A 20,350-nucleotide genomic window follows, 5' to 3' on the forward strand; every position below is an offset into this window, starting at 1 on the left:
TCTGAGCCGGTTTTTTATTTTGCCGGCAGCGGATGGGTGAGCAACGTTATGACGTGCGCATCGCTCAGCCAGAAACGCGCCTGCAACGGCGTGTTGCCAGTAAAATCCGGCGCAAAATCCTGACACAGCCGCAACCGCGCATGGCCTTGCTTCACATCCAACTCCACTACTTCCGCCTGCAGAAAATCCATCGGCTGATGCAGCTGCGGCCACAGCGCTTTATACAGACTCTCTTTCAGCGAAAACAGCAGCGTTGCACTCTGCGCGAAAGGCAATGGTTGCGCCAGCAGGCGCTGCTTTTCCGCAGCGCTCATCAACAGCTCGGCCGTCTCATCGGCAGTCTCCTCTGCCATTATTTGCTCCACATCCACGCCAATGCATAACGGATCGCGCGTGGCGGCGAAGATCGCAATGTTGCGCGTGTGCGACAGCGACGCCTGAATGCCAGCAGGCCATAGCGGTGAGCGATCCGGCGCATTACGCAAGACAAAATCGGGTTCATCAAGCTGCGCCACTCTTTGCTGTACCAACCAGCGGCTGGCCAGAAACTCGGCTTTGCGCTTCGTTACGGCACTTTCCAGCGAGGTGGGCAGCGGCAGTTGCCACGAATGATGCAGTTCGGCATGCCAATGGTGCTGATCGAATTCACACCAGGCGATCGGCACGCTGTCCAGCGAGAGGCCAGCAGCATGAATAAAGGGAGAAGAGGGCAGAGCAAGCGGTGTCTGAGAGGCAAACATAAAAAATCACGGCCGACGGAAAACGTAGTTTTACCAGTCAGCCGGATGGAGAGCAAGCCAAAGGGGCTTACTCACTGTTAGTTATTCGGGGGAATTGCCATACCTTTAATCTGCACCACAAAGTGCTGATGGCCTTTGGTAATGCGCGCGCCCCGATCGCACCAACGACTGGCCAGGCGGAAGAAGTCGTCACTGTCGATATCGTAAGCCAGTTCAACTTTATTGATACCCGAGTGCAGCAGTTCTTCCGCGTCCTGCAGGTTTTTTGCTTTGATGACCATAACGGTTTCCATCGAAAAAACATGAGGCTTAAGAATAAGTGAAGTCTGTGACAGTTTTGTTTCAGTTTGATGAAGTGCCGTCATAATTATCCGAAAGTGTGATCTTGAACCGCTTAGGTTGCTTTCGGTAACTTACTGATTAAACGCTGATAATTGCTTTTTGCTTGGTGCTATTCTGATAATATTAACGGGCTGAGCCCAGGCCAGCCCGGCATGGCTAAATCTTCGCCTGATTAACCCGGGCTGAAAGCTGCTGGTGATTCTCTTTTCTTTCGCTGTAACGATCCGCGAGATAGTCAGTATGGTCTTTTAGAATCAGCGTGATTTTGAACAGTTCCTCCACGACATCCACAATGCGATCGTAATAAGCAGAGGGTTTCATCCGTCCTTCTTCATCAAATTCCTGCCACGCTTTTGCCACCGATGATTGATTGGCAATGGTGAACATCCGCATCCAGCGCCCAAGCACGCGCATCTGATTGACGGCATTAAATGACTGCGAGCCACCACAAACCTGCATAACTGCCAGCGTTTTACCTTGAGAAGGGCGAATCGAACCTTCAGTCAGCGGAATCCAGTCAATCTGCGCTTTTAGGATGCTACTCATGGCTCCGTGCCTTTCTGGTGAACTCCACACCATGCCATCACACCACCTTACCAGGCTGCGTAACTCCTGCACTTTTGGATGTGTCTCGGGAGCATCATCAGGCAGAGGTAAACCTGAGGGATTAAATATCTTCACCTCTGCCCCCATTTTGCTGAGTAGTCGCCCGGCCTCCTCGGCAGAAAGTCGGCTAAACGAACGCTGGCGCACCGAGCCATAGAGGATGAGGAATTTGGGTGGTTGCTCAACACCACCGATCTTCTCAGCGATGGACGGATCAAAATGATGCGCATCAAGTGCGGGAAATGCCTGCATGTAAAATTCTCCAGTAATTAAACTCTTCCTTTACTTTTAACATATATGAATTAGCATATGTGTTAAATTTCACTGGAATGTGTTCTGATGCTGCCTGTTCAACTTTTCAAACTGCTTGCCGACGAGACGCGCACCACCATTATCCTCCTGCTGCGAGAAGCAGGGGAGCTGTGTGTGTGCGACCTCTGTTCAGTCACTGACCAATCACAGCCAAAGATTTCCCGGCATATTGCCTTGCTTCGTGAGGCTGGGTTGCTACTGGATCGCCGTGAAGGTAAGTGGATTCACTATCGTCTCTCGCCACATATGCCCGCCTGGGCGGCGTCGATTATCGATACTGCCTGGAGCAGTCAGCGTGATGAGGTGCGCGAGTCATTGCAACGCGGCAATACCTCTGTTTGTAGTTGATAATTAAAATACATACACCAAAACGAATGTGTGGCATTGGGCAGGAGATGGGGATGTTACTGGCAGCAGCGATATTTATCGTCACGATTGTATTTGTCATCTGGCAACCTCGCGGCCTGGGGATTGGCTGGATTGCTTTGTTCGGCGCTGTTCTGGCATGGGTTAGCGGGGTTATACAGCTGGCAGATATTCCTGGTGTCTGGCATGTCGTCTGGAATGCCACGGCGGCTTTCATTGCCGTCATCATCATTAGTCTATTGCTGGACGAATCCGGTTTTTTTGAGTGGTGTGCTTTGCATGTAGCTCGTTGGGGGCATGGGCGAGGTCGATCGTTGTTCACTTACATCATACTTTTAGGGGCGACGGTCGCTGCGCTTTTCGCCAACGATGGCGCCGCACTGATACTGACGCCGATCGTGATAGCTATGCTGCTGGCGCTGGGCTTTAGTAAAGGCACCACATTGGCTTTTGTTATGGCTGCTGGGTTTATTGCTGATACCGCGAGCTTACCGCTGGTGGTATCCAATCTGGTTAATATCGTTTCAGCTGACTTCTTCAACCTCGGATTCAGTGATTACGCTTCGGTAATGGTTCCAGTAGACATGGCGGCTATCAGCGCTACGCTGTTGGTGCTTCACCTCTTCTTCCGCAACGATATACCTGACGCTTACGACCATGCCCTGCTGAAAAAGCCCGCGGAGGCGATTAAAGATTCTGCAACGTTTAAAGCGGGTTGGCTGGTGCTGAGCCTACTTCTGGTTGGATTTTTCCTGCTGGAACCGCTGGGTATTCCGGTGAGCGCTATTGCTGCGGCGGCGGCTTTAATCCTGTTTATCGTGGCTAAACGCGGCAACGCTATTAACACGGGAAAAGTTCTACGTGGCGCCCCCTGGCAGATCGTCATTTTCTCGCTGGGCATGTATCTGGTGGTTTATGGATTGAAAAATGCGGGTCTAACGCAGTATCTTACTGAGTTACTGAATATCTTCGCCCAGCAAGGTTTATGGTCGGCCACTTTTGGCACCGGCCTGGTTACGGCGGTGCTTTCATCGGTGATGAATAATATGCCGACGGTGCTGATTGGCGCGCTCTCTATTGATGCCAGTACGTCACAGGGTGTGATTAAACAAGCGATGATTTACGCCAATGTGATTGGTTGCGACCTCGGTCCTAAAATTACTCCGATCGGTAGTCTGGCAACATTACTCTGGCTGCACGTGCTTGATCAGAAGAACATTAAAATTAGCTGGGGCTACTACTTTCGGGTCGGCGTGGTGATGACGCTGCCGGTACTACTTGTCACGCTAAGTGCGCTGGCATTACGCCTGACGTTGTCGAACTAACCTGAGGGAAGTCATGACTGATATCACTATTTATCACAATCCGGCTTGCGGAACTTCTCGCAACACCCTGGCGCTTATTCGCAATAGTGGTGTTGAACCTACCATCATTCTCTATCTTGAAACGCCGCCCAATTGTGAAACGTTAATGGCGTTGATCAATGCGATGGGGATCAGCCCACGCTCCTTATTGCGTAAGAACGTAACACCGTATGAACAGCTAGGTTTAGCCGAAGAACGGTTTAGCGATGAACAGTTGCTCGAGGCGATGTTGAATAACCCGATTTTAATTAACCGCCCAATCGTGGTATCGCCTTTAGGCACGCGCTTATGCCGACCTTCAGAAGCGGTTATTGATATTCTGCCAGACGCGCAGCAAGGCGAATTTATTAAGGAGGATGGCGAGAGGGTGATAGATGATCAAGGTAATCGGATTATCTAAGCGGGATCTCAGGCAATAAAAAAGCAGCCTTAAAGGCTGCTTTTTTGGGAATTTGGTCGGCACGAGAGGATTTGAACCTCCGACCCCGGACACCCCATGACCGTGCGCTACCAGGCTGCGCTACGTGCCGAACGTGGGGGAATATTACTGTTTCCCCGCGCAATTGCAAGATGAGAGCTATTTAACTGCCTCATATTTAATCAGTTTGCGACAAAGCGCTTCTCTTCCGTCAGCACCTGCAACAACAATGCCAGCTGCGGTTTATGATCTTTCAGCGGCTTGCCGTGGACATCATAAGCGCTGTAGCTGCCATTATTATTTAGCACCAGCGTCAGGGTTGGCGTGGTGATCACCAGCTTGCCGTCTTCGCTGCTCGCTACCCAATTGTGGCTACGTTGCGCGGCAAACAGGTCTTCACCCTGCGAGTAGTTGACGGGATTGGTGCGCACGTGCAGCAGACGCTGCATCAGCGTGGTCATCACATCCTGCTGATTGGTCAGGCGATCGATGGTTTGTGCTGGCGTATTGGGCCAATGCACCACCAGCGGCACCTGCAGCGTCGCGCGATTGCCAGCATTGTCATCATTACTATCCAGATTGATGGCACGCTGCGCCGTAATCACCACCACGGTATTTTTCAGCAAATCGCGCTGCTGCAGCGTTTGCAGCACGGTATTGATCTGTTCATCAACACCACTTGCCTGACGCAAATAGCTGCGTTGACGCGACTTCAGCGTATCGCCATTGATGGTCACGCCGTTCAACGCCACCCATGAGAACCACGGCGCGCTATTGGCTTTCTGGCCGTTGAGCCAGTTTTGCCACTGCGTGACGGTGGTGCTATTAGGCTGTGAATCGGCCTGCGGTAGCGAATAATCGGCTAACAATGCCTGACGGTACAGCGGCTGACTAAAGCCATCCGATGAGAACAAACCGAACTGATAACCTTGCGCATTCAGCGCATTGAGCAGGGCGGAAGGCATGCGTGATGCCAGCACGCCATCCATATAGCTGGACGAGATGCCGTAGAACAGACCGAACAAGCCTTTTTCCGGCTGCAGTCCGGCGCTGTAATGCTGCGTGAAGCGCACGTTCTCGCTAGCAAATTGATTGAGCGACGGCAGCGCTTTGTCCACCGTGGCGTTATTCAGACCATCGACGGTCAGCACCAGCAGATTATGGCGTGTACCCGCATCGCGGAAAGTAATGTCACTCAGCGGATACTGCACCGATAGCGCTTCAGGGTCGCCTTGTTGTACCAGACGGCGCTGATACTCTTGCGCATCCAGCAGGCCGTGGCGCTCCAGGAAGCGACGCGCGGTCATCGGATAAGAGAGCGGTAGATTGGCGCGCTGCATGGTAATTGGGCGATAGAAGTTGGCATCGGCCCAGATATACAGCAGATGGCTGGCGAAGAAGGCGCTGATAAACAGCGCGGCCAGCGGCTTACCGAATGAACGTCGGTTAAGGCTGCGCAGCTTTTGCCAGCTCCAGGTGGCGAACAACATCTCCACCAGGAAAATCAGCGGCACGCTGATAAACATCAGCTGCCAGTCGCGCGCCATCTCACTTTGATCGGGGTTAATCACCAACTCCCACACCACCGGATTAAGGTGCAGGTGGAAGCGGCTGAACACTGCGCTGTCGACCATAATCAGCGTCAGTCCAGCGGTGGCGATAATCGCCGACAACACCCTGAGCAATCGTTGAGACATCACCACAAAGGTGAGCGGGAAAATGATCAGCAGATAACCGGCGAAAACGATGAAGCTGAAGTGGCCAATCCAACTGGTAAAGGCATAGATGCGACCCGCAAGCGACGCGGGCCAATCGGCAACCAATAGATAGCGGCTGCCTAAAATAAACGCGAAGATAATATTAAACAGGGCAAACCAATGCCCCCAGCTGATCATCTGGGAGACTTTTTCGCGGTAGCGCTGCCGGTTGGTTACCATATTATGAGGTCAGATCTGCATTTTAATGAGCGTTATCGTCGCGGACGGAAGACTGCAACGCTTCCGCGAAAGATCGTGCCAGCGTGCGGCGCTGAGCCGGTGAAACGCTGGTATTGATCAAATTAGTTACCATATTACCCAATACCATAAGGGAAAGGTCGGTTGGCGCTTTGTCTTTCTCAAGAATCTGCGCCATCTCTGCGAGGAGCTTTTCCACGCGTTCGTCACTGTAACGGGATGATTGTGGCATATCGTCGTCTAATCAAGGGTGAAAAGGCGGTATATTACCGTAACAATGCACTTTTTTCCGCAATTTTATCGCAAGCAGAGCGATCAGTTTGTGCTGGCAGTTGAAAGCGGCTTCGGGCGGTGTTTGAATACGCGCCTGAGCTAAAAGGAGAGTCTACCATGAGTCTGGATATCGACCAGATTGCCCTGCACCAGTTAGTTAAACGTGATGAAAACCAGCTGGAACTGGTGCTGCGCGATACCTTGCTGCCGCCCACCCGCGCGGTTGAAGAGATGGCGGAAGAGCTGCACCGGGTTTATAGCGCAAAAAGCAAAGCCTACGGCTTGTTTAACGAGGATAGCGAGCTGGCCGATGCGCTGCGTAACTGCCGCAAAGGGGAAGATGACTTTCTGGCATTTAGCCGCGCGGCGACCGGTCGTTTGCGCGATGAACTGAGCAAATATACGTTTGCTGAAGGTGGCGTGGTGCTGTTCCTGCACTATCGCTATCTGGCCGTCGAATATTTGCTGATTGCGGTGTTGAACAGCCAGTCGAGCATGCGCGTCAACGAGCAGCTTGATATCAGCAGCACCCATTATCTCGACATCAACCATGCGGATATCGTAGCGCGTATCGATCTCACCGAATGGGAAACCAATCCAGAATCGACGCGTTATCTGACGTTCCTGCGCGGTCGCGTTGGGCGCAAAGTGGCTGACTTTTTTATGGATTTCCTTGGCGCCAGCGTAGGTTTGGACACCAAAGCGCAAAACCGCGGTCTGCTGCAAGCGGTGGATGATTACTGCGCCGAGTCGGAGCTGGATAAAAACGAACGCCAGAATTATCGCCAGCAGGTTTACAGCTATTGCAACGAGCAGCTGCAGGCAGGCGAAGAGATCGCGCTGGAAGATCTGTCGAGCGAACTGCCGCCACTGGGGGAAAAAACCTTCCAGGCTTTTACTCAGGAGCAGGGTTACGAGCTGGAAGAGAGCTTCCCTGCTGACCGCAGTACACTGCGTCAGCTCACCAAGTTTGCCGGTAGCGGTGGCGGATTAACCCTGAATTTTGATGCGATGCTGCTTGGCGAACGTATTTTCTGGGATCCCACTACCGATACGCTGACCATTAAAGGCACGCCGCCTAATCTGCGCGATCAGCTACAGCGGCGCACCAGCAGTAAATAAATGAATAAGCCGGGCAGAAGATTGCCCGGCTTTTTTATCAGAACCGCGATCTTCAGAAGGAATAGTTCAGCGCTCCGTTGAATGCGGTATCGGTCTGATACTTCCCGCCAGCACTATGCTTCGCGCCTACCTGCAGTGACCAGTTCTCGCTAATCTGACCTTCAAACCCGGCGTGCAGGCGATAGCGGTTATCGCTCCACGCATCGTACGTGCGGCTGGCGTGGCTGTCGGCGAGCGTCAGCGTTGAGCCGCTGCTGCCTGGTGAATACTGTTTGCTGATGCCGGCAAACAGCGACACGCCTGGCAACACTGAACCTAATCCACGCTTTCTCAGCTCAAAACCCGGCGACACCGACCACGGCGTGGCGCTGCTCAACGTGATGCTGGCGTCGTAGCCCTGCAACCGATAGCCCGGCAGATAGCCCACGCGGGTTTCCACAAAGGGTGACAGAGTAAACGAATCGTCGAACAGCGGCATCTGACGTCCGACTTTAGCGCTCGCCGCCAGCATCTGGCTGCTACGCTGCGTGCCTTTCACTTCCAGCGCCGGGTCGAGCTTGAGGTCCTGGCGCAGGTGCATATAGCGCGCTGCCAGATCGGCAAACCAGCCGCCGTCTGCCAGCCAGCTGGCGTAAGTGCCGAGCGTGCTGAGCTGATGGCTGATCGATCCCATCCCTTTACCGCTGCCCTGGCCGTGGCTGGCCATCAGACCGACGCGCCATGCGCCAACCTGTTTATCCACGCCCAGTTCAAAGCTCTGCTGGCGGATGCTGACGTCAGCAATGCCGCCACGGTTATAGCTGTAGCCGCCCCAGACGCCGTGCATCTGCGCATCGCCACGCAACGTCTGCGCGCGATCATTGAGTGAGGTCGCCGTCTCGCTGAACAGATACTGACGCGAGGCCAGCAGCGCGCGGGTGCTGTGCAACAGGCCGCCATTATCGCTGATGTTAAACCAGTCTTCCGGCTTGCCCGGTTCTGGCGCGGGATCGACAACCGGTTCGGGTTTTGGCTCCGGCGCGGGGTCAACCACCGGATCCGGCTTCGGCTCCGGCGTCGGGTCAACCACCGGGTCCGGCTTTGGCTCTGGCGTAGGGTCAACAATCGGGTCCGGCTTTGGCTCCGGCGTTGGGTCAACAATCGGATCAGGTTTCGGTTCAGGTGCCGGATCAACCACCGGCACCGGCGTTTTGGCGATCACCCATTTCACGCGGCCATCGGTTTCAATCACCTGATAGTCGGGAGAATAGACAGAAAAGCCCCGTTTGATCGGCGGCAGGGTGAAGTAGTCATGCGCGGTGCCAGCCGGCGTATCCAGCAGCACGATCTGGTTTGGCACCTTCTCCGGGAAGGTTTCGCCGAGCATAAAGCCGAGGTCGAGCGTGTTGCTGCTACCCTGTGCCGATTTATCAACGTACAGGCTGTCGCTGATGCCGGTCTGCGGGGCGATACCAAATCCCAGCTGCAGATTACTGGCGTTGAGGCTCTCCACCCACAGCTGCTTTGGTGTCCAGGTTTTATCGTTGTCGGACAGCGCCGAGATGATACCGCCCTGCGGCGCGTTCAGGCGCTGCATGCGGCTGTCATCGGTCAGGTTCCAGAAGGTGTCGCCCGACATCGTGACCCGGGCCGCGTTGCGGTCGGTGATGCGGCCGCGAAAATCGACCTTGCCGAGGTAAAGCTCCGCCTGATCGCCGAGGGTGATATCGCCGTGCACGGTGCTGGCGGGCAGGGTGCTTAACGCCGCGGCATCGCGCGCGGCGGTTGCGCAGGAGGTGGCGGTGCTCTGCACTGGCGAGACGCAGCGTAAAATCTGCTGCTGAGCGTCCGCGCCGGGCTGATAGCCGAGCAGCACCTGGCTGTTGTCACCGGCTTGAATGTTGGCCTTTACCTGCGCGTATTCGCCAACCTGCAGGCGCGTATTGCTGGCGGCAACGATGTTGTCGGCGATAAAGGTTGAGGTATACCAGTCGTCATCAATAATCAGGCCGCCGGCGTGCGGCACCGGCTGGCCGGAGAGCAGCAGCGTGCCGTTATTCAGGTTGATATTGCCGCTGAGATTACTGCCGCCGGTCAGCGCCAGTTTCGTGGCGGCCAGTGCCGGAGAGAAGTTGAAATCAAATTTACCGTTGACGCTATCCGCAGAATCGGAGCCCAGGTAGCCGCGATAGACCAGGTCATTAAACTGCATGGCGCGGTAGGTTTTCGCCTCTTCGGCGTCAAAGCCAATGTATTTCCAGTAGCTGTTATCCTGCTGATTGGTTGGGAAGTAGCTGTAGGTGCCGGTTTTCAGCTGGAAGTATTCGATGCGCTGCGAGCGGTCGTTCCAGTCTTCGTAAATATCGCCGACGCTGCCGCTGTGGGTAGCGGAGTTCCACTCCTGGATGGTGATGTCAGCGGGAGCGAAGCCGGTCAGCGTCAGGCTCGAGGCGCGATCGCCGCTCTGGTTCAGCAGCGTGGCGCCGCCGTCGGTGTGGTTGATTCGCTTCATCGTCAGGTCGTGACCGTTGAGGTCCAGCCTGCCGCCGCGATAGCCAAAGAAGATATCGTCGCCTGCCACCTGATTATCATTATTGAACACCACAGTCGGACGACCGCTGACGATGGCCAGGCGCGAGAACGCCTGCTGGTTGCCCTGAGCGTCGGCCTGCTGATCGAGGATAACGGTGCCGTCGCCGACGTTCAGGCCACCGTCGTTTTTACCTGTGGCGTTAACGTGCAGCGTACCGGCGCCGATTTTATGCAGGTCATCATCGGCGAGGCCGTTGACCTGCCACAGCACCTTTTTGTCCGCGTCGACTTCAATACCGCCGCCAACCCAGGTGGCGTCAGCGCCTGCGGCTGATTTTACCCTGTAGTTATTCGAGAACTGCAGCTTGCCGGCGCCGAGGTTAACGGCATCGCTCAGGATAATGTCGCCGCCCGCGCCGTTAAAGCGGATATCCTTGCTGGCATCGAGTTCATCGAAACTGGCATTAACTGGTGCAAGATGACGGTATTTTTCGTCCAAACCCTGCCAGCTCCAGCTTTGATGTCCCTGATTGATTGAGGTGGAATCCCAGAAAATATTTCCCGCACCTGCAATGTCAGTGACATCGGGTGAAATATTATTTGCCACAGTTTTGTCGAAAAAATCATCAGGGATTAATGAAGCATAAGACTCCCTGCTGTAGGGTGGACTACCATATCTGCTACCTGAATGGGCAGCTGCTAATTTCCATTGTTTATCGAATGAATCATAAACGTAGACAGGACTACCGCTATCGCCGGGCTGGGTAGTAATAGAGAGTGGCGTCGAAAGGGGGCTACCAGGAGCGTACTGCTTGTAATAAAAGTAATTCTTTGTGAACTCGACGACAGCCGGATTAATAACACCTCCTGCAAGCCATTTGTATGCGCCTGAGATTTGGTTAACATCCGTTAAGTCGTCATTAATCTGAACCATTCCTCCTGAACCGACGCGAGCATAGGCGGTATATCGTGTGCCATGGCCGGCCTTTAATTCACTGTTTTCTACGCGTCCAACAGGTGCGACTTCCGTTACAACCTTATTCAGGCGTGGAAACATGAAATCCTGATCAATAGCATCAGATACGGCGTTGCGATTAATAAAATGGTAGCGCTGAGCATATTCAGACGGGCCACCAAAAAAAACGCTGGTCAAATCTTTTACATGGCGCGCGCTCATCATATAAGACGGTGCCGTTAACACCGCATAACCCCGACGAGATAAACTGCTCATATCCGGCATTGGGAAATTAAGATAAGCGTCAAGCTCACCATTTTTCTTATAAACCGGAATATTACTTACCCCAACGCGGTATTTGCCCATATTTTCCGCAAAGTCGCGATAGTCCTGCACATTAGTGTCATGGCGCATAACGCCAGCAGATGACGACAGGCAGATAAACAGCGTGCCGTAAGAAATGATGATGGCCTTTTTCACATGAATTCCCTTTCTGATAATTTCCTAAAAGCAGGAAGAAAGGCGGCATAATTTCATGTAATCGAGCGAAAGCTGACGCAGAAACGTCTCAAAGAATTTAAGTGCGGATAATTATTTTAACGCGGTAAGGGCGGAGGCAGGGATTAACGCTTAATCATGCAGACAAAATAAAAGGGCCGGTTTCGCAACCGACCCTTCTACCTTCAACTCATTCAGCGATTAAGCGCGAACGAAGTCGATATGGAACAGTTTTGGCTTGAACGGATGACGCTGTACCGCCTGAGCTTTAACTTTAACTTCTTTACCATCAACAGCGATGGTCAGCACTTCGCTGTAGAACTCAGGTTTAACCTGCACGTTCATCACAGCGTCGTGGTCCAGTTCGATAGCAACTGGTGCTTCATTACCGCCATAGATGATGGCTGGGAATTTGTTTGCTACACGCAGGCGGCGGCTCGCACCCTTACCCTGGTCTTTACGTACTTCAGCATTAATAGTGAACATTTGATATCTCTTCAATAATTCCTGCTACAGGCGACCCAGCAACAGGACGGTTATTCAAACTGCTTTTACGGATGCAAAAGCGGGCGGCATTATAGCGCCAATGGGGTGTCAGGGGCAAATGATTCCGCCGCTCAGCGCAGTTCGTTGGCGCGACGATAACGGCCTTGATAATCAAACATTTTTTCACGAATCTGCCAGAAATGGCCTTTTGCGCGCGCCACCACAAAGTCCGGATGACGCAGTAAAGGTTGCAGCGCAATGACATCAGCAGCGGTTTGCCAGCCGAGCTCCACGCCCGGCGCACGCTGATGCGGACGCATAAACAGCTGTTCGAAGGCTTTGCGCTGCGCCGGCGTTTGCAGGCGAAAGCGCTCGCTCACGCTGGTGCCATCTTCATCAAAATAGGTCGCTTTCAGCCACTCGCCTTTGTCGTCGCGCCCTTGTTCCAGCGTCATGCCCGCACAGCGCAGCACGCGTGCATCCTTCAGTTTCAACGCGGCTTTCAGCATGTCATCTGGATCGACAAGAATTTTGTCGCACTGCTGGCAGCGGCGTGCGGCGATATCATTCTCGGCCCCGCAATCCGGACAGCTTTTAAAGCGGAAGCGATAATCACACTGTTCGCGCTGGCCTTCATCATCTTCCAGCACGCCCTGACAGCGGCGACCAAAATGCTCGATGATGTGGCCATCTTCCGTTGCTTTACCCCAGAAGGTATTGGCGAAACCGCAGGCAGGACAGAAAACCTGCACCGGCTGATTGTCACTGGCGCCTTTTGGCGCGCCCACTTCCGGCGTGAAAAGATCGTGCGGATTGCCAGCATAATCCAGCACCAGACAATCGGTTTTTCCCGGCGACAGGCGTAAGCCGCGCCCAACAATTTGTTGATACAGACTAACGGATTCGGTCGGACGCAGAATGGCAATCAAATCAACGTGAGGTGCGTCAAAACCGGTGGTTAGCACCGCGACGTTGACCAGAAACTTCAGCTGTTGCGCTTTGAAGGCACCAATCAAGCGATCGCGATCTTTCACCGCCGTTTCGGCCGACACCAGCGCGCTGTTCTCTGGCAGCAGCGTCAGGATTTCGCGCGCATGTTCCACGGTTGAGGCAAACACCATCACGCCCCGGCGATCCTCAGCGAACTCAACGATCTGCCGGATAATATGTGGCGTTACGCGATGTTGCTGTTTCAGTTCGCGGTTTAGATCGGCCTCGCTAAACAGACCGTTATTTTGTGGGATCAACCGGCTGAAATCGTACTGCACCACCGGCATATCCAGCCGCTCCGGCGGCACCAGAAAGCCGTGTTTAATCATGTAGCGCAGCGGCAGCTCGTAAATGCAGTCGCGGAACAGTGCTTTATCATCGCCGCGCACCATGCCGTGATAGTGGAACTGATAAATCCAGCCTTTGCCGAGGCGGAAGGGCGTAGCGGTCAATCCCAGCAGTCGCAGCTGTGGATTATGCTGGCGCAAATGGGCAAACAGCAGCTGATACTGGCTCTCTTCGTTATCGCTAATGCGATGACACTCATCGACGATGACCAATGAAAAGGCGCTGTCGAAGCGTTCAAGATTACGCGCCACCGACTGTACGCTGCCAAATACCACTTTGCTGGCGCTCTGTTTGCGCTGCAAACCGGCGGCGAAGATATCCGCCTGCAAACCGTACGCCTGATATTTGCTGTGGTTCTGCTCCACCAACTCTTTGACATGCGCCAGCACCAACACGCGACCGCGCGCCAACCTGGCCAGTTCGGCAATCACCAGGCTTTTTCCGGCACCGGTCGGCAGCACAATTACCGCAGGCGTGGTATGACGGCGGAAATGGTTGAGGGTGGCGTCAACCGCCTCTTGTTGGTACGGGCGCAGGGTGAATGACATCGGGGCAAACTTTTTTCTGGAACGGACGCGCATTATGACATGAAAGCCGCCGAAACGCAGGATCGCCTCTGTTAGCCGCAGCGGGTTCCAGCTATACTGCCCACACCTTATCCAGGGACAAAACACCGTTTCAGTTTCCCCGCAGTAACAGGCAAAACGAATTCATGCGACTCGAAAAATTCATATCTCAGCAGCTGGAAGTCAGCCGTGCTATCGCTGGACGCGAAATCCGCGCCAAAAAAGTCACCATCAATGGCGAAGTGGTCCGCGATGCGGCTTACAAAGTATTGCCAGATGATGAAGTCGAATACGACGGCAATCCGCTGGTGGTGCAGCAAGGCCCGCGCTATTTCATGCTGAACAAGCCGCAGGGTTACGTCTGTTCAACCGACGATCCCGATCATCCCACCGTGCTGTTCTTCATTGAGGAGCCGGCGGCGTTCAAGCTGCATGCCGCGGGACGTCTGGATATCGATACCACCGGTTTGGTGCTGCTAACCGATGATGGTCAATGGTCGCACCGCATTACTTCGCCGAAGCATCATCTGGAAAAAACCTATCTGGTGGAAGTGGAAGAGCCAATCGATCCTGCGCTGGTTGAGAAGTTCGCTGCGGGCGTACAGCTGCACAATGAAAAAGATCTGACCAAACCGGCCGTGCTGGAGATTCTGGATGAGAAGGCTGCCCGTCTGACGATCAGTGAAGGGCGCTACCATCAGGTTAAACGCATGTTTGCTGCGATGGGTAACCATGTATCGGCGCTGCATCGCGAACGCATTGGTGACATCGAATTGGATGACGATCTCGGTGAAGGTGAATATCGCGAACTGACCCAGCAAGAGGTCGACAGCATCGGCCTGCCAGAAGAACTCAAACAACGTAAATAGCGGGAGAACGCGGTGCGCAAGGAAAAGAATTCACCGGTCGGTTTAGTGGTTATTCTCGGATTGCTGGCGATGCTGATGCCGCTCTCCATCGATATGTATCTGCCAGCTATGCCGCAAATCGCCCGCGAATTCGCGGTATCGGCGGGCAGCGTGCAGATGACGCTCAACCTTTACATCCTTGGCTTTGCCATTGGCCAGTTGGTATACGGTCCGTTGGCGGATAGCTACGGACGTAAACCGGTGATTGTGCTGGGAACGCTGATCTTTGCCTGTGCCGCCGCCGCTTGTGCGCTGTCCCAAACCATCGATCAACTGATCTTTATGCGCTTCCTGCACGGCTTGTCGGCCGCCGCGGCCAGCGTGGTGATCAACGCCCTGATGCGCGATACCTACTCGAAAGAGGACTTCTCGCGCATGATGTCATTCGTCATGCTGGTCACCACCATTGCACCGCTGCTGGCGCCGATCATCGGCGGTTGGCTGCTGCTGCTGTGGAACTGGCACGCCATCTTCTGGACGCTAGCCGGCGCCGCGCTCATCACCACCGTGCTGGTGGTGACGCAAATTCGTGAAACGTTGAAGCCCGAGCAGCGCCAGCGTTTCCATCTGCGCACTACCCTGGGTAACTTCGTGGCGTTAGTGCGCCATAAGCGCGCCTTTAGTTACATGCTGGCGAGTGGTTTCTCCTTTGCGGGTTTGTTCACCTTCCTCAACGCCGGCCCATTCGTGTATATCGAAGTCAATCACGTCTCGCCGCAAAACTTCGGCTACTACTTTGGTCTGAACGTGGTGTTTTTATTCGTGATGACGTTGATTAACAGCCGGGCGGTGCGCCGCTTTGGTCCGCTGAAAATGTTCCGTCTTGGATTAGTGATCCAGTTCGTGATGGGCGTTTGGCTGCTGATCTCCAGTGCGCTGGATCTCGGCTTCCTGTCGCTGGTGTTTGGCGTAGCGATGTTTATCGGCTGCGTATCGACGGTATCGTCGAATGCGATGGCGGTGATTCTTGATGAGTTCCCGCATATGGCCGGCACCGCTTCATCATTGGCTGGCACGCTGCGCTTTGGCGTGGGCGCATTGGTCGGCGCACTGCTGTCATTGGTGAGCATTAACAGTGCCTGGCCGATGGTGGCCACTATCGCACTGTGTGCCACCGTTTCGATTGTGTTGTTTACCTACGCTTCACGCCCGCATCATTCGGCATAAGATCTACCGGTCGCGATACAAGTCGATCCTACGTTGATGAAATCCAACACTTTTTCGTAGGGTCGCCATTTATGGCGACCCGCCCTCTGAACAAATTCCCACCCGCTACTCGCTAATCCCCATTCATTCGTTATGCTTAATGTTTCCATAATGTGAAAATTTAGAGATAAAAAAGTAACGAGATTGCGTCTAAAATGATTGTTAACAGCCGCTGAACACGGTAAACATAAGCATAAATGTGAGAAGCCTCGCAAATTATCAATTGGCTACACGCTTGGTGTTTAAAAAAATAAGGCAAACCACGTCCATATTCTGAGCTAACCAGGTTGGGATTCACTGCGTTGTGCCGTCGTCGTGAATAAAGTTAACGTCTCTGGGGGCCGTATAACTATGCTGCAACTTTCTGTTGTGCATCGCTTGCCACAACATTATCGCTGGTCAGTTGAACATGCGGGTGAAATTGAGCGTCAGGAAACTGCGGATGGCGTTCATGCTGGAGATCTTGTGGTGCTGCGTCTGCTCAGCCACGATGGTCATCCGGCGCTGGAAATTCTGCACCAGCTGCAAGAAACGCTGGCGCAGATTCAGGTCGAGTGCAAAATCGCTGAGTGTGAAGGGCAGCCTTGTCTGCTGATTCAACGCGATGATGAAAGCGCGACTAACTGCTGCCTGAAAAATCAGGGTGTCGCCATTGCCGAAACCTTCGACGGTCACTGACTGAGATCTCTCCCCTGAGCGGATGCCAATAGCTGACGTGTATAGTCGGCTGTTGGTGCGTTGAACAACGTATCGCAGTCACCTTGTTCCACCACCTCGCCCTCACGCAGCACAATCAGCTGGTGACATAGCGCGCGCACCACCTGTAAATCATGGCTAATAAACAGATAAGCTAACTGGTGCTGCTGCTGTAAGCGGCGCAGCAGGGTGAGAATTTGCTTTTGCACTGAGCGATCCAGCGATGAGGTGGGTTCATCCAGCACGATCAGCTGCGGTTCGAGAATCAGCGCACGGGCGATAGCAATGCGCTGGCGCTGACCGCCTGAAAATTCTGCCGGATAGCGCGAACGGCTGTCGGCATCAAGTCCTACTTCCTGCATCACCGCAATTACTCTGGCTTCCTGCTCGGCAGGGCTCAATTCAGGGCGATGTACCGCCAACCCTTCGGCAATCACTTGTTGCACCGTCATCCGCGGATTGAGCGACGAATTTGGATCCTGAAACACCACCTGAATGCGCTGACGCAGCGGCAACAATTGTTTCGGTGACAGCTGATGCAGCGGCTGATCCTCAAACCAAATCTCACCGCGCGCAGCGATCAAACGCAGCAGTGCCAGTCCGGTGGTGCTTTTTCCAGAACCCGATTCCCCCACCAGCCCGAGACTTTCTCCGCGACGCAGGGTAAAGCTGAGATCTTGTAGCGCCATCTTTTCCGCCACGGTTCGCCGCAGCAATCCACGACGGATCGGGAAACCGACCTGCAAGTTTTTCACCTGCAGCAGCGGTGGTGCATCGCTTAGGGGCACCGGCTGGCCATCCGGCTCGGCGGCCAGTAATTCACGCGTGTACGGCTGCTGCGGCTGGCTTAACAGTAAATCACAGCGGTTGTGTTCGATGCCGCGTCCATTGCGCATCACGGTGACGCTATGCGCCAGCTGACGCACAATATTCAGGTTATGTGTGATGAACAACATGCCCATGTTCAGTTCACGCTGCAGTTCGCGCAGCAGTTGCAGAATCTGCGCCTGAACCGTGACATCCAGCGCGGTGGTCGGCTCATCGGCGATCAGCAGCTTCGGCTGGGTGAGCAGCGCCATGGCGATCATCACGCGCTGGCGTTCGCCGCCGGAAAGCTGGTGTGGAAAATCTTGCAGACGCGATGCCGCATTACGAATGCCAACACGTTCGAGGCAGCTCAGCATCTCTCCGCGTGCCGCTTCGCGCCGCATACCGCGATGCACCGATAGCACTTCGTACAGCTGCTTTTCCACGTTATGCAACGGATTGAGCGATACCATCGGTTCCTGAAAGATCATCGCCATCTGGTTACCACGCAGTCCGCGCATCGTGCGTTCGCTGGCCTGCAAAATATCCTGGCCGTTGAACAGAATTTCGCCGTGCGGATAGTTGACCGGCGGCTGCGGCAATAAGCGCATGATCGACAGCGCGGTCACGCTCTTACCGGATCCGGATTCGCCCACCAGCGCCAGCGTTTCACCGGCATCGATCTGCAGCGAAATGTCTTCCACCACGCGGCGATCATGAAAGGTCACCGCCAAGTGATTAACCGTTAACAGGCTCATTTAGCGTCCTCGACTCGGGTCAAAGGCATCGCGTACCGCTTCGCCAATAAAAATCAGTAGCGACAGCAGCAGAGCGAGGGCAAAAAAGCCGGCAAGGCCTAACCACGGTGCCTGTAAATTATTTTTCCCCTGCAGCAGCAGCTCACCCAGTGACGGCGATCCGATCGGCAAACCAAAGCCGAGGAAATCCAGCGATGTCAGGGTGGTGATTGAAACGCAGAGAATAAAGGGTAGAAACGTCAGCGTTGCCACCATGGCGTTGGGCAGCATGTGACGCAGCATAATGCGGCTGTCGCTAACGCCCAGCGCACGTGCGGCACGAATATAATCATAATTACGCGTGCGCAGAAATTCGGCGCGCACCACGCTTACCAGACTCATCCAGCCAAACACCACCGTGACCAGCAGCAGCCACCAGAAATTGGGCTGAATCACGCTGGATAGTAGAATCAGCAAGAACAGTGAAGGCATGCCGGACCACACTTCTATCAGGCGCTGGCCGATCAGATCAATGAGTCCACCAAAATAGCCCTGTACTGCCCCCACCACGATGCCAATCACACTGGAAAACAGCGTTAACAGAATGCCAAACAGCAGTGAGATGCGCGTGCCATACAGCAAACGCGCCAGCACATCACCGCCGTTGGCATCGGTACCCAGCCAGTTTTGCATGGAAGGCGGGGAAGGGAAGGGTACATCGGTGGCGAAATTGATGGTGCTATCGCCAAAGCGAATCGGTGCCCAAATCGCCCAACCTTGCTGAGCAATACGCTGTTTAAGCCACGGATCCTGATAGTCAGCGGGCGTGGCGAAATCGCCGCCGTAATCACTTTCGCTATAGTTGAACAACAGCGGCATATACCAGCGTTGCTGATAGTGCACCAGCAGCGGTTTGTCGTTGGCCAGCAACTCGGCACCCAGTGACAGGACAAAAATGATCAGGAAAATCCACAGCGACCAGTAACCACGGCGGTTATGACGAAAACGCTGCCAGCGCTGCTGGTTTACAGGAGATAAACGCATCAGCGTCCCTCAAAATCAATGCGCGGATCGACCAGCGTGTAGGTGAGATCGCTGAGAATGTTCATGAGCAGACCAATTAGCGTGAAAATATACAGCGTGCCGAACATCACCGGATAATCACGCTGAATGGTGGCGTCATAGCCGAGCAGGCCCATACCGTTGAGTGAGAACATCACCTCAATCAACACCGAACTGGTGAAAAACATGCTGATAAAGGTGGCGGGGAAGCCGGCAATCACCAGCAGCATGGCATTTCGGAACACGTGACCGTACAGCACCCGCTTCTCATCCAACCCTTTTGCACGCGCGGTGACCACATATTGTTTACGAATCTCATCGAGAAACGAGTTTTTGGTCAGCATGGTAAGCGTGGCGAAACCGCCAATCACCGTGGCCAGCACCGGCAGCGTGATGTGCCAGAGATAGTCGGTGATTTTGCTATACCAGGGCAGCGTATCAAACTGCGGAGAGGTCAGGCCGCGCAGTGGGAACCAGTCGAAATAGCTGCCGCCCGCGAACAGGACAATCAGCATGATGCCGAACAGAAATGCTGGAATAGAATTACCGATGATAATAAAGATGCTGCTCCAGATATCGAAGGGGCTGCCGTTGCGTACCGCCTTTTTAATGCCGAGCGGAATCGATACCAGATAAATAATTATCGTGCTCCACAATCCAAGACTTATCGAGACCGGCAAACTCTCTTTGATCAGCTGCAGCACCGAGGCGCTGCGGAACAGGCTATCGCCAAAATCGAAACGGATGTAGTTCCACAGCATCTCGCCATAACGCTGCAGTAACGGTTTATCGAAGCCGTAACGATGTTTAATCTCAGCGATCACTTCCGGATCGAGGCCGCGTGCACCGCGATATTGACTATCACCGGGATTGTCACGCAGCAAGGCTCCGCGCGCGCCGCTGTCACCGCCGGCAGAGCCGGGAATACCGGTGCTGTGGCCAAATTGCACGTTGGCTAACGCCTGATCGACCGGCCCGCCTGGTGCGATCTGTACAATAAAAAAGTTCAGGGTGATGATCGCCCACAAAGTGGGGATGATCAGCAGTAACCTGCGTAGAAAATAGGCTGCCAAACCGTGCTC

Annotated in this window: 18 protein-coding genes and 1 tRNA gene; 7 read left to right on the plus strand and 12 right to left on the minus strand. The window is 54.1% G+C overall.

The window, feature by feature from the left end; all coding sequences use genetic code 11:
* Positions 1-14 precede the first annotated feature (14 nt).
* From PMI17_RS10955 to arsH, 3 genes are all read right to left on the minus strand, one after another.
* Positions 15-740, minus strand: a complete 726-nt coding sequence (locus tag PMI17_RS10955; protein WP_007889415.1) for a 4'-phosphopantetheinyl transferase — start codon at positions 738-740, stop codon at positions 15-17.
* A 77-nt stretch (positions 741-817) separates the two neighbouring features.
* On the minus strand, positions 818-1,021 hold the full coding sequence (locus tag PMI17_RS10960; protein ID WP_007889416.1) for a hypothetical protein: 204 nt from the start codon (positions 1,019-1,021) through the stop codon (positions 818-820).
* A gap of 217 nt (positions 1,022-1,238) precedes the next feature.
* The gene (gene arsH / locus PMI17_RS10965) at positions 1,239-1,940 is read right to left on the minus strand and encodes an arsenical resistance protein ArsH (protein ID WP_007889417.1); all 702 of its coding nucleotides are present in this window, start codon (positions 1,938-1,940) and stop codon (positions 1,239-1,241) included.
* Positions 1,941-2,027: 87 nt separating this feature from the next.
* Between arsH and PMI17_RS10970 the strand changes: the two genes are divergently transcribed.
* The 3 genes from PMI17_RS10970 to arsC are packed head-to-tail and all read left to right on the plus strand — an operon-like array spanning position 2,028 to position 4,130.
* Positions 2,028-2,348 (plus strand): metalloregulator ArsR/SmtB family transcription factor, encoded by a 321-nt coding sequence (locus PMI17_RS10970; protein WP_007889420.1) that lies wholly within the window; start codon positions 2,028-2,030, stop codon positions 2,346-2,348.
* Between the two features lie 53 nt (positions 2,349-2,401).
* Complete coding sequence (locus PMI17_RS10975; RefSeq protein ID WP_007889421.1) at positions 2,402-3,691, plus strand: arsenic transporter; 1,290 nt, start codon at positions 2,402-2,404, stop codon at positions 3,689-3,691.
* A gap of 13 nt (positions 3,692-3,704) precedes the next feature.
* Positions 3,705-4,130: an arsenate reductase (glutaredoxin) gene (arsC, locus tag PMI17_RS10980; RefSeq protein WP_007889422.1), complete on the plus strand. Its 426-nt coding sequence runs from the start codon at positions 3,705-3,707 to the stop codon at positions 4,128-4,130.
* Positions 4,131-4,183: 53 nt separating this feature from the next.
* On the opposite strand, the gene PMI17_RS10985 is transcribed toward arsC, so the two are convergent.
* The 3 genes from PMI17_RS10985 to PMI17_RS10995 all read right to left on the minus strand — a co-directional run bounded on the left by PMI17_RS10985 (position 4,184) and on the right by PMI17_RS10995 (position 6,335).
* Positions 4,184-4,260 (minus strand) — tRNA-Pro (locus tag PMI17_RS10985).
* A gap of 70 nt (positions 4,261-4,330) precedes the next feature.
* The gene (yejM, locus tag PMI17_RS10990; protein ID WP_007889425.1) at positions 4,331-6,085 is read right to left on the minus strand and encodes an LPS biosynthesis-modulating metalloenzyme YejM; all 1,755 of its coding nucleotides are present in this window, start codon (positions 6,083-6,085) and stop codon (positions 4,331-4,333) included.
* Positions 6,086-6,107: 22 nt separating this feature from the next.
* Positions 6,108-6,335, minus strand: a complete 228-nt coding sequence (locus tag PMI17_RS10995; protein ID WP_007889427.1) for a YejL family protein — start codon at positions 6,333-6,335, stop codon at positions 6,108-6,110.
* A gap of 158 nt (positions 6,336-6,493) precedes the next feature.
* On the opposite strand from PMI17_RS10995, the gene yejK reads away from it, so the two are divergent.
* Positions 6,494-7,498 carry a nucleoid-associated protein YejK gene (gene yejK / locus PMI17_RS11000; RefSeq protein ID WP_007889429.1) on the plus strand — a complete coding sequence of 335 codons (1,005 nt, stop codon included), beginning with the start codon at positions 6,494-6,496 and terminating at the stop codon, positions 7,496-7,498.
* A 52-nt stretch (positions 7,499-7,550) separates the two neighbouring features.
* Here yejK and PMI17_RS24480 read toward each other — a convergent pair whose 3' ends face one another.
* The 3 genes from PMI17_RS24480 to PMI17_RS11015 form a co-directional block, all read right to left on the minus strand.
* Positions 7,551-11,444: a S6 family peptidase gene (locus PMI17_RS24480; RefSeq protein ID WP_007889431.1), complete on the minus strand. Its 3,894-nt coding sequence runs from the start codon at positions 11,442-11,444 to the stop codon at positions 7,551-7,553.
* Between the two features lie 219 nt (positions 11,445-11,663).
* A complete protein-coding gene (rplY, locus tag PMI17_RS11010; protein ID WP_007889435.1) occupies positions 11,664-11,948 on the minus strand; it encodes a 50S ribosomal protein L25 in 285 nt (94 codons plus the stop codon).
* 131 nt (positions 11,949-12,079) lie between these two features.
* Positions 12,080-13,834, minus strand: a complete 1,755-nt coding sequence (locus tag PMI17_RS11015; RefSeq protein WP_036620896.1) for a DEAD/DEAH box helicase — start codon at positions 13,832-13,834, stop codon at positions 12,080-12,082.
* A 164-nt stretch (positions 13,835-13,998) separates the two neighbouring features.
* Between PMI17_RS11015 and rsuA the strand changes: the two genes are divergently transcribed.
* The 3 genes from rsuA to PMI17_RS11030 all read left to right on the plus strand — a co-directional run bounded on the left by rsuA (position 13,999) and on the right by PMI17_RS11030 (position 16,644).
* Positions 13,999-14,721 carry a 16S rRNA pseudouridine(516) synthase RsuA gene (gene rsuA / locus PMI17_RS11020; protein ID WP_007889439.1) on the plus strand — a complete coding sequence of 241 codons (723 nt, stop codon included), beginning with the start codon at positions 13,999-14,001 and terminating at the stop codon, positions 14,719-14,721.
* Between the two features lie 12 nt (positions 14,722-14,733).
* Positions 14,734-15,927 carry a Bcr/CflA family multidrug efflux MFS transporter gene (locus tag PMI17_RS11025; protein ID WP_007889441.1) on the plus strand — a complete coding sequence of 398 codons (1,194 nt, stop codon included), beginning with the start codon at positions 14,734-14,736 and terminating at the stop codon, positions 15,925-15,927.
* 390 nt (positions 15,928-16,317) lie between these two features.
* A complete protein-coding gene (locus tag PMI17_RS11030) occupies positions 16,318-16,644 on the plus strand; it encodes a hypothetical protein (RefSeq protein WP_036620898.1) in 327 nt (108 codons plus the stop codon).
* Here PMI17_RS11030 and yejF read toward each other — a convergent pair.
* From yejF to PMI17_RS11045, 3 genes are read right to left on the minus strand one after another with little or no spacing between them, the layout of a single operon-like run.
* Positions 16,638-18,227 carry a microcin C ABC transporter ATP-binding protein YejF gene (gene yejF / locus PMI17_RS11035; protein ID WP_007889448.1) on the minus strand — a complete coding sequence of 530 codons (1,590 nt, stop codon included), beginning with the start codon at positions 18,225-18,227 and terminating at the stop codon, positions 16,638-16,640. The two genes, PMI17_RS11030 and yejF, sit on opposite strands and share 7 nt — an antisense overlap.
* Entirely contained in the window at positions 18,228-19,250 is a 1,023-nt protein-coding gene (locus tag PMI17_RS11040) for an ABC transporter permease (RefSeq protein ID WP_007889451.1), read from the minus strand.
* Positions 19,250-20,341 carry a microcin C ABC transporter permease YejB gene (locus PMI17_RS11045; protein WP_007889453.1) on the minus strand — a complete coding sequence of 364 codons (1,092 nt, stop codon included), beginning with the start codon at positions 20,339-20,341 and terminating at the stop codon, positions 19,250-19,252. Before PMI17_RS11045 ends, PMI17_RS11040 begins: the two co-directional genes overlap by 1 nt.
* Positions 20,342-20,350 lie beyond the last annotated feature (9 nt).

It is taken from the genome of Pantoea sp. GM01 (genome assembly GCF_000282675.1).
GTDB classification, from domain to species: domain Bacteria; phylum Pseudomonadota; class Gammaproteobacteria; order Enterobacterales; family Enterobacteriaceae; genus Pantoea; species Pantoea nemavictus.

Excerpts from the sequence above, each read along its gene's own strand:
- yejM (WP_007889425.1), bottom strand. The coding sequence starts at position 6,085 with ATGGTAACCAACCGGCAGCGCTACCGCGAAAAAGTCTCCCAGATGATC.
- PMI17_RS11030 (WP_036620898.1), top strand. The coding sequence starts at position 16,318 with ATGCTGCAACTTTCTGTTGTGCATCGCTTGCCACAACATTATCGCTGG.
- PMI17_RS10970 (WP_007889420.1), top strand. The coding sequence starts at position 2,028 with ATGCTGCCTGTTCAACTTTTCAAACTGCTTGCCGACGAGACGCGCACC.
- PMI17_RS10960 (WP_007889416.1), bottom strand. The coding sequence starts at position 1,021 with ATGGTCATCAAAGCAAAAAACCTGCAGGACGCGGAAGAACTGCTGCAC.
- rsuA (WP_007889439.1), top strand. The coding sequence starts at position 13,999 with ATGCGACTCGAAAAATTCATATCTCAGCAGCTGGAAGTCAGCCGTGCT.
- arsC (WP_007889422.1), top strand. The coding sequence starts at position 3,705 with ATGACTGATATCACTATTTATCACAATCCGGCTTGCGGAACTTCTCGC.
- PMI17_RS10995 (WP_007889427.1), bottom strand. The coding sequence starts at position 6,335 with ATGCCACAATCATCCCGTTACAGTGACGAACGCGTGGAAAAGCTCCTC.
- PMI17_RS11015 (WP_036620896.1), bottom strand. The coding sequence starts at position 13,834 with ATGTCATTCACCCTGCGCCCGTACCAACAAGAGGCGGTTGACGCCACC.
- yejK (WP_007889429.1), top strand. The coding sequence starts at position 6,494 with ATGAGTCTGGATATCGACCAGATTGCCCTGCACCAGTTAGTTAAACGT.
- rplY (WP_007889435.1), bottom strand. The coding sequence starts at position 11,948 with ATGTTCACTATTAATGCTGAAGTACGTAAAGACCAGGGTAAGGGTGCG.
- PMI17_RS11040 (WP_007889451.1), bottom strand. The coding sequence starts at position 19,250 with ATGCGTTTATCTCCTGTAAACCAGCAGCGCTGGCAGCGTTTTCGTCAT.
- yejF (WP_007889448.1), bottom strand. The coding sequence starts at position 18,227 with ATGAGCCTGTTAACGGTTAATCACTTGGCGGTGACCTTTCATGATCGC.
- PMI17_RS10975 (WP_007889421.1), top strand. The coding sequence starts at position 2,402 with ATGTTACTGGCAGCAGCGATATTTATCGTCACGATTGTATTTGTCATC.
- PMI17_RS10955 (WP_007889415.1), bottom strand. The coding sequence starts at position 740 with ATGTTTGCCTCTCAGACACCGCTTGCTCTGCCCTCTTCTCCCTTTATT.
- arsH (WP_007889417.1), bottom strand. The coding sequence starts at position 1,940 with ATGCAGGCATTTCCCGCACTTGATGCGCATCATTTTGATCCGTCCATC.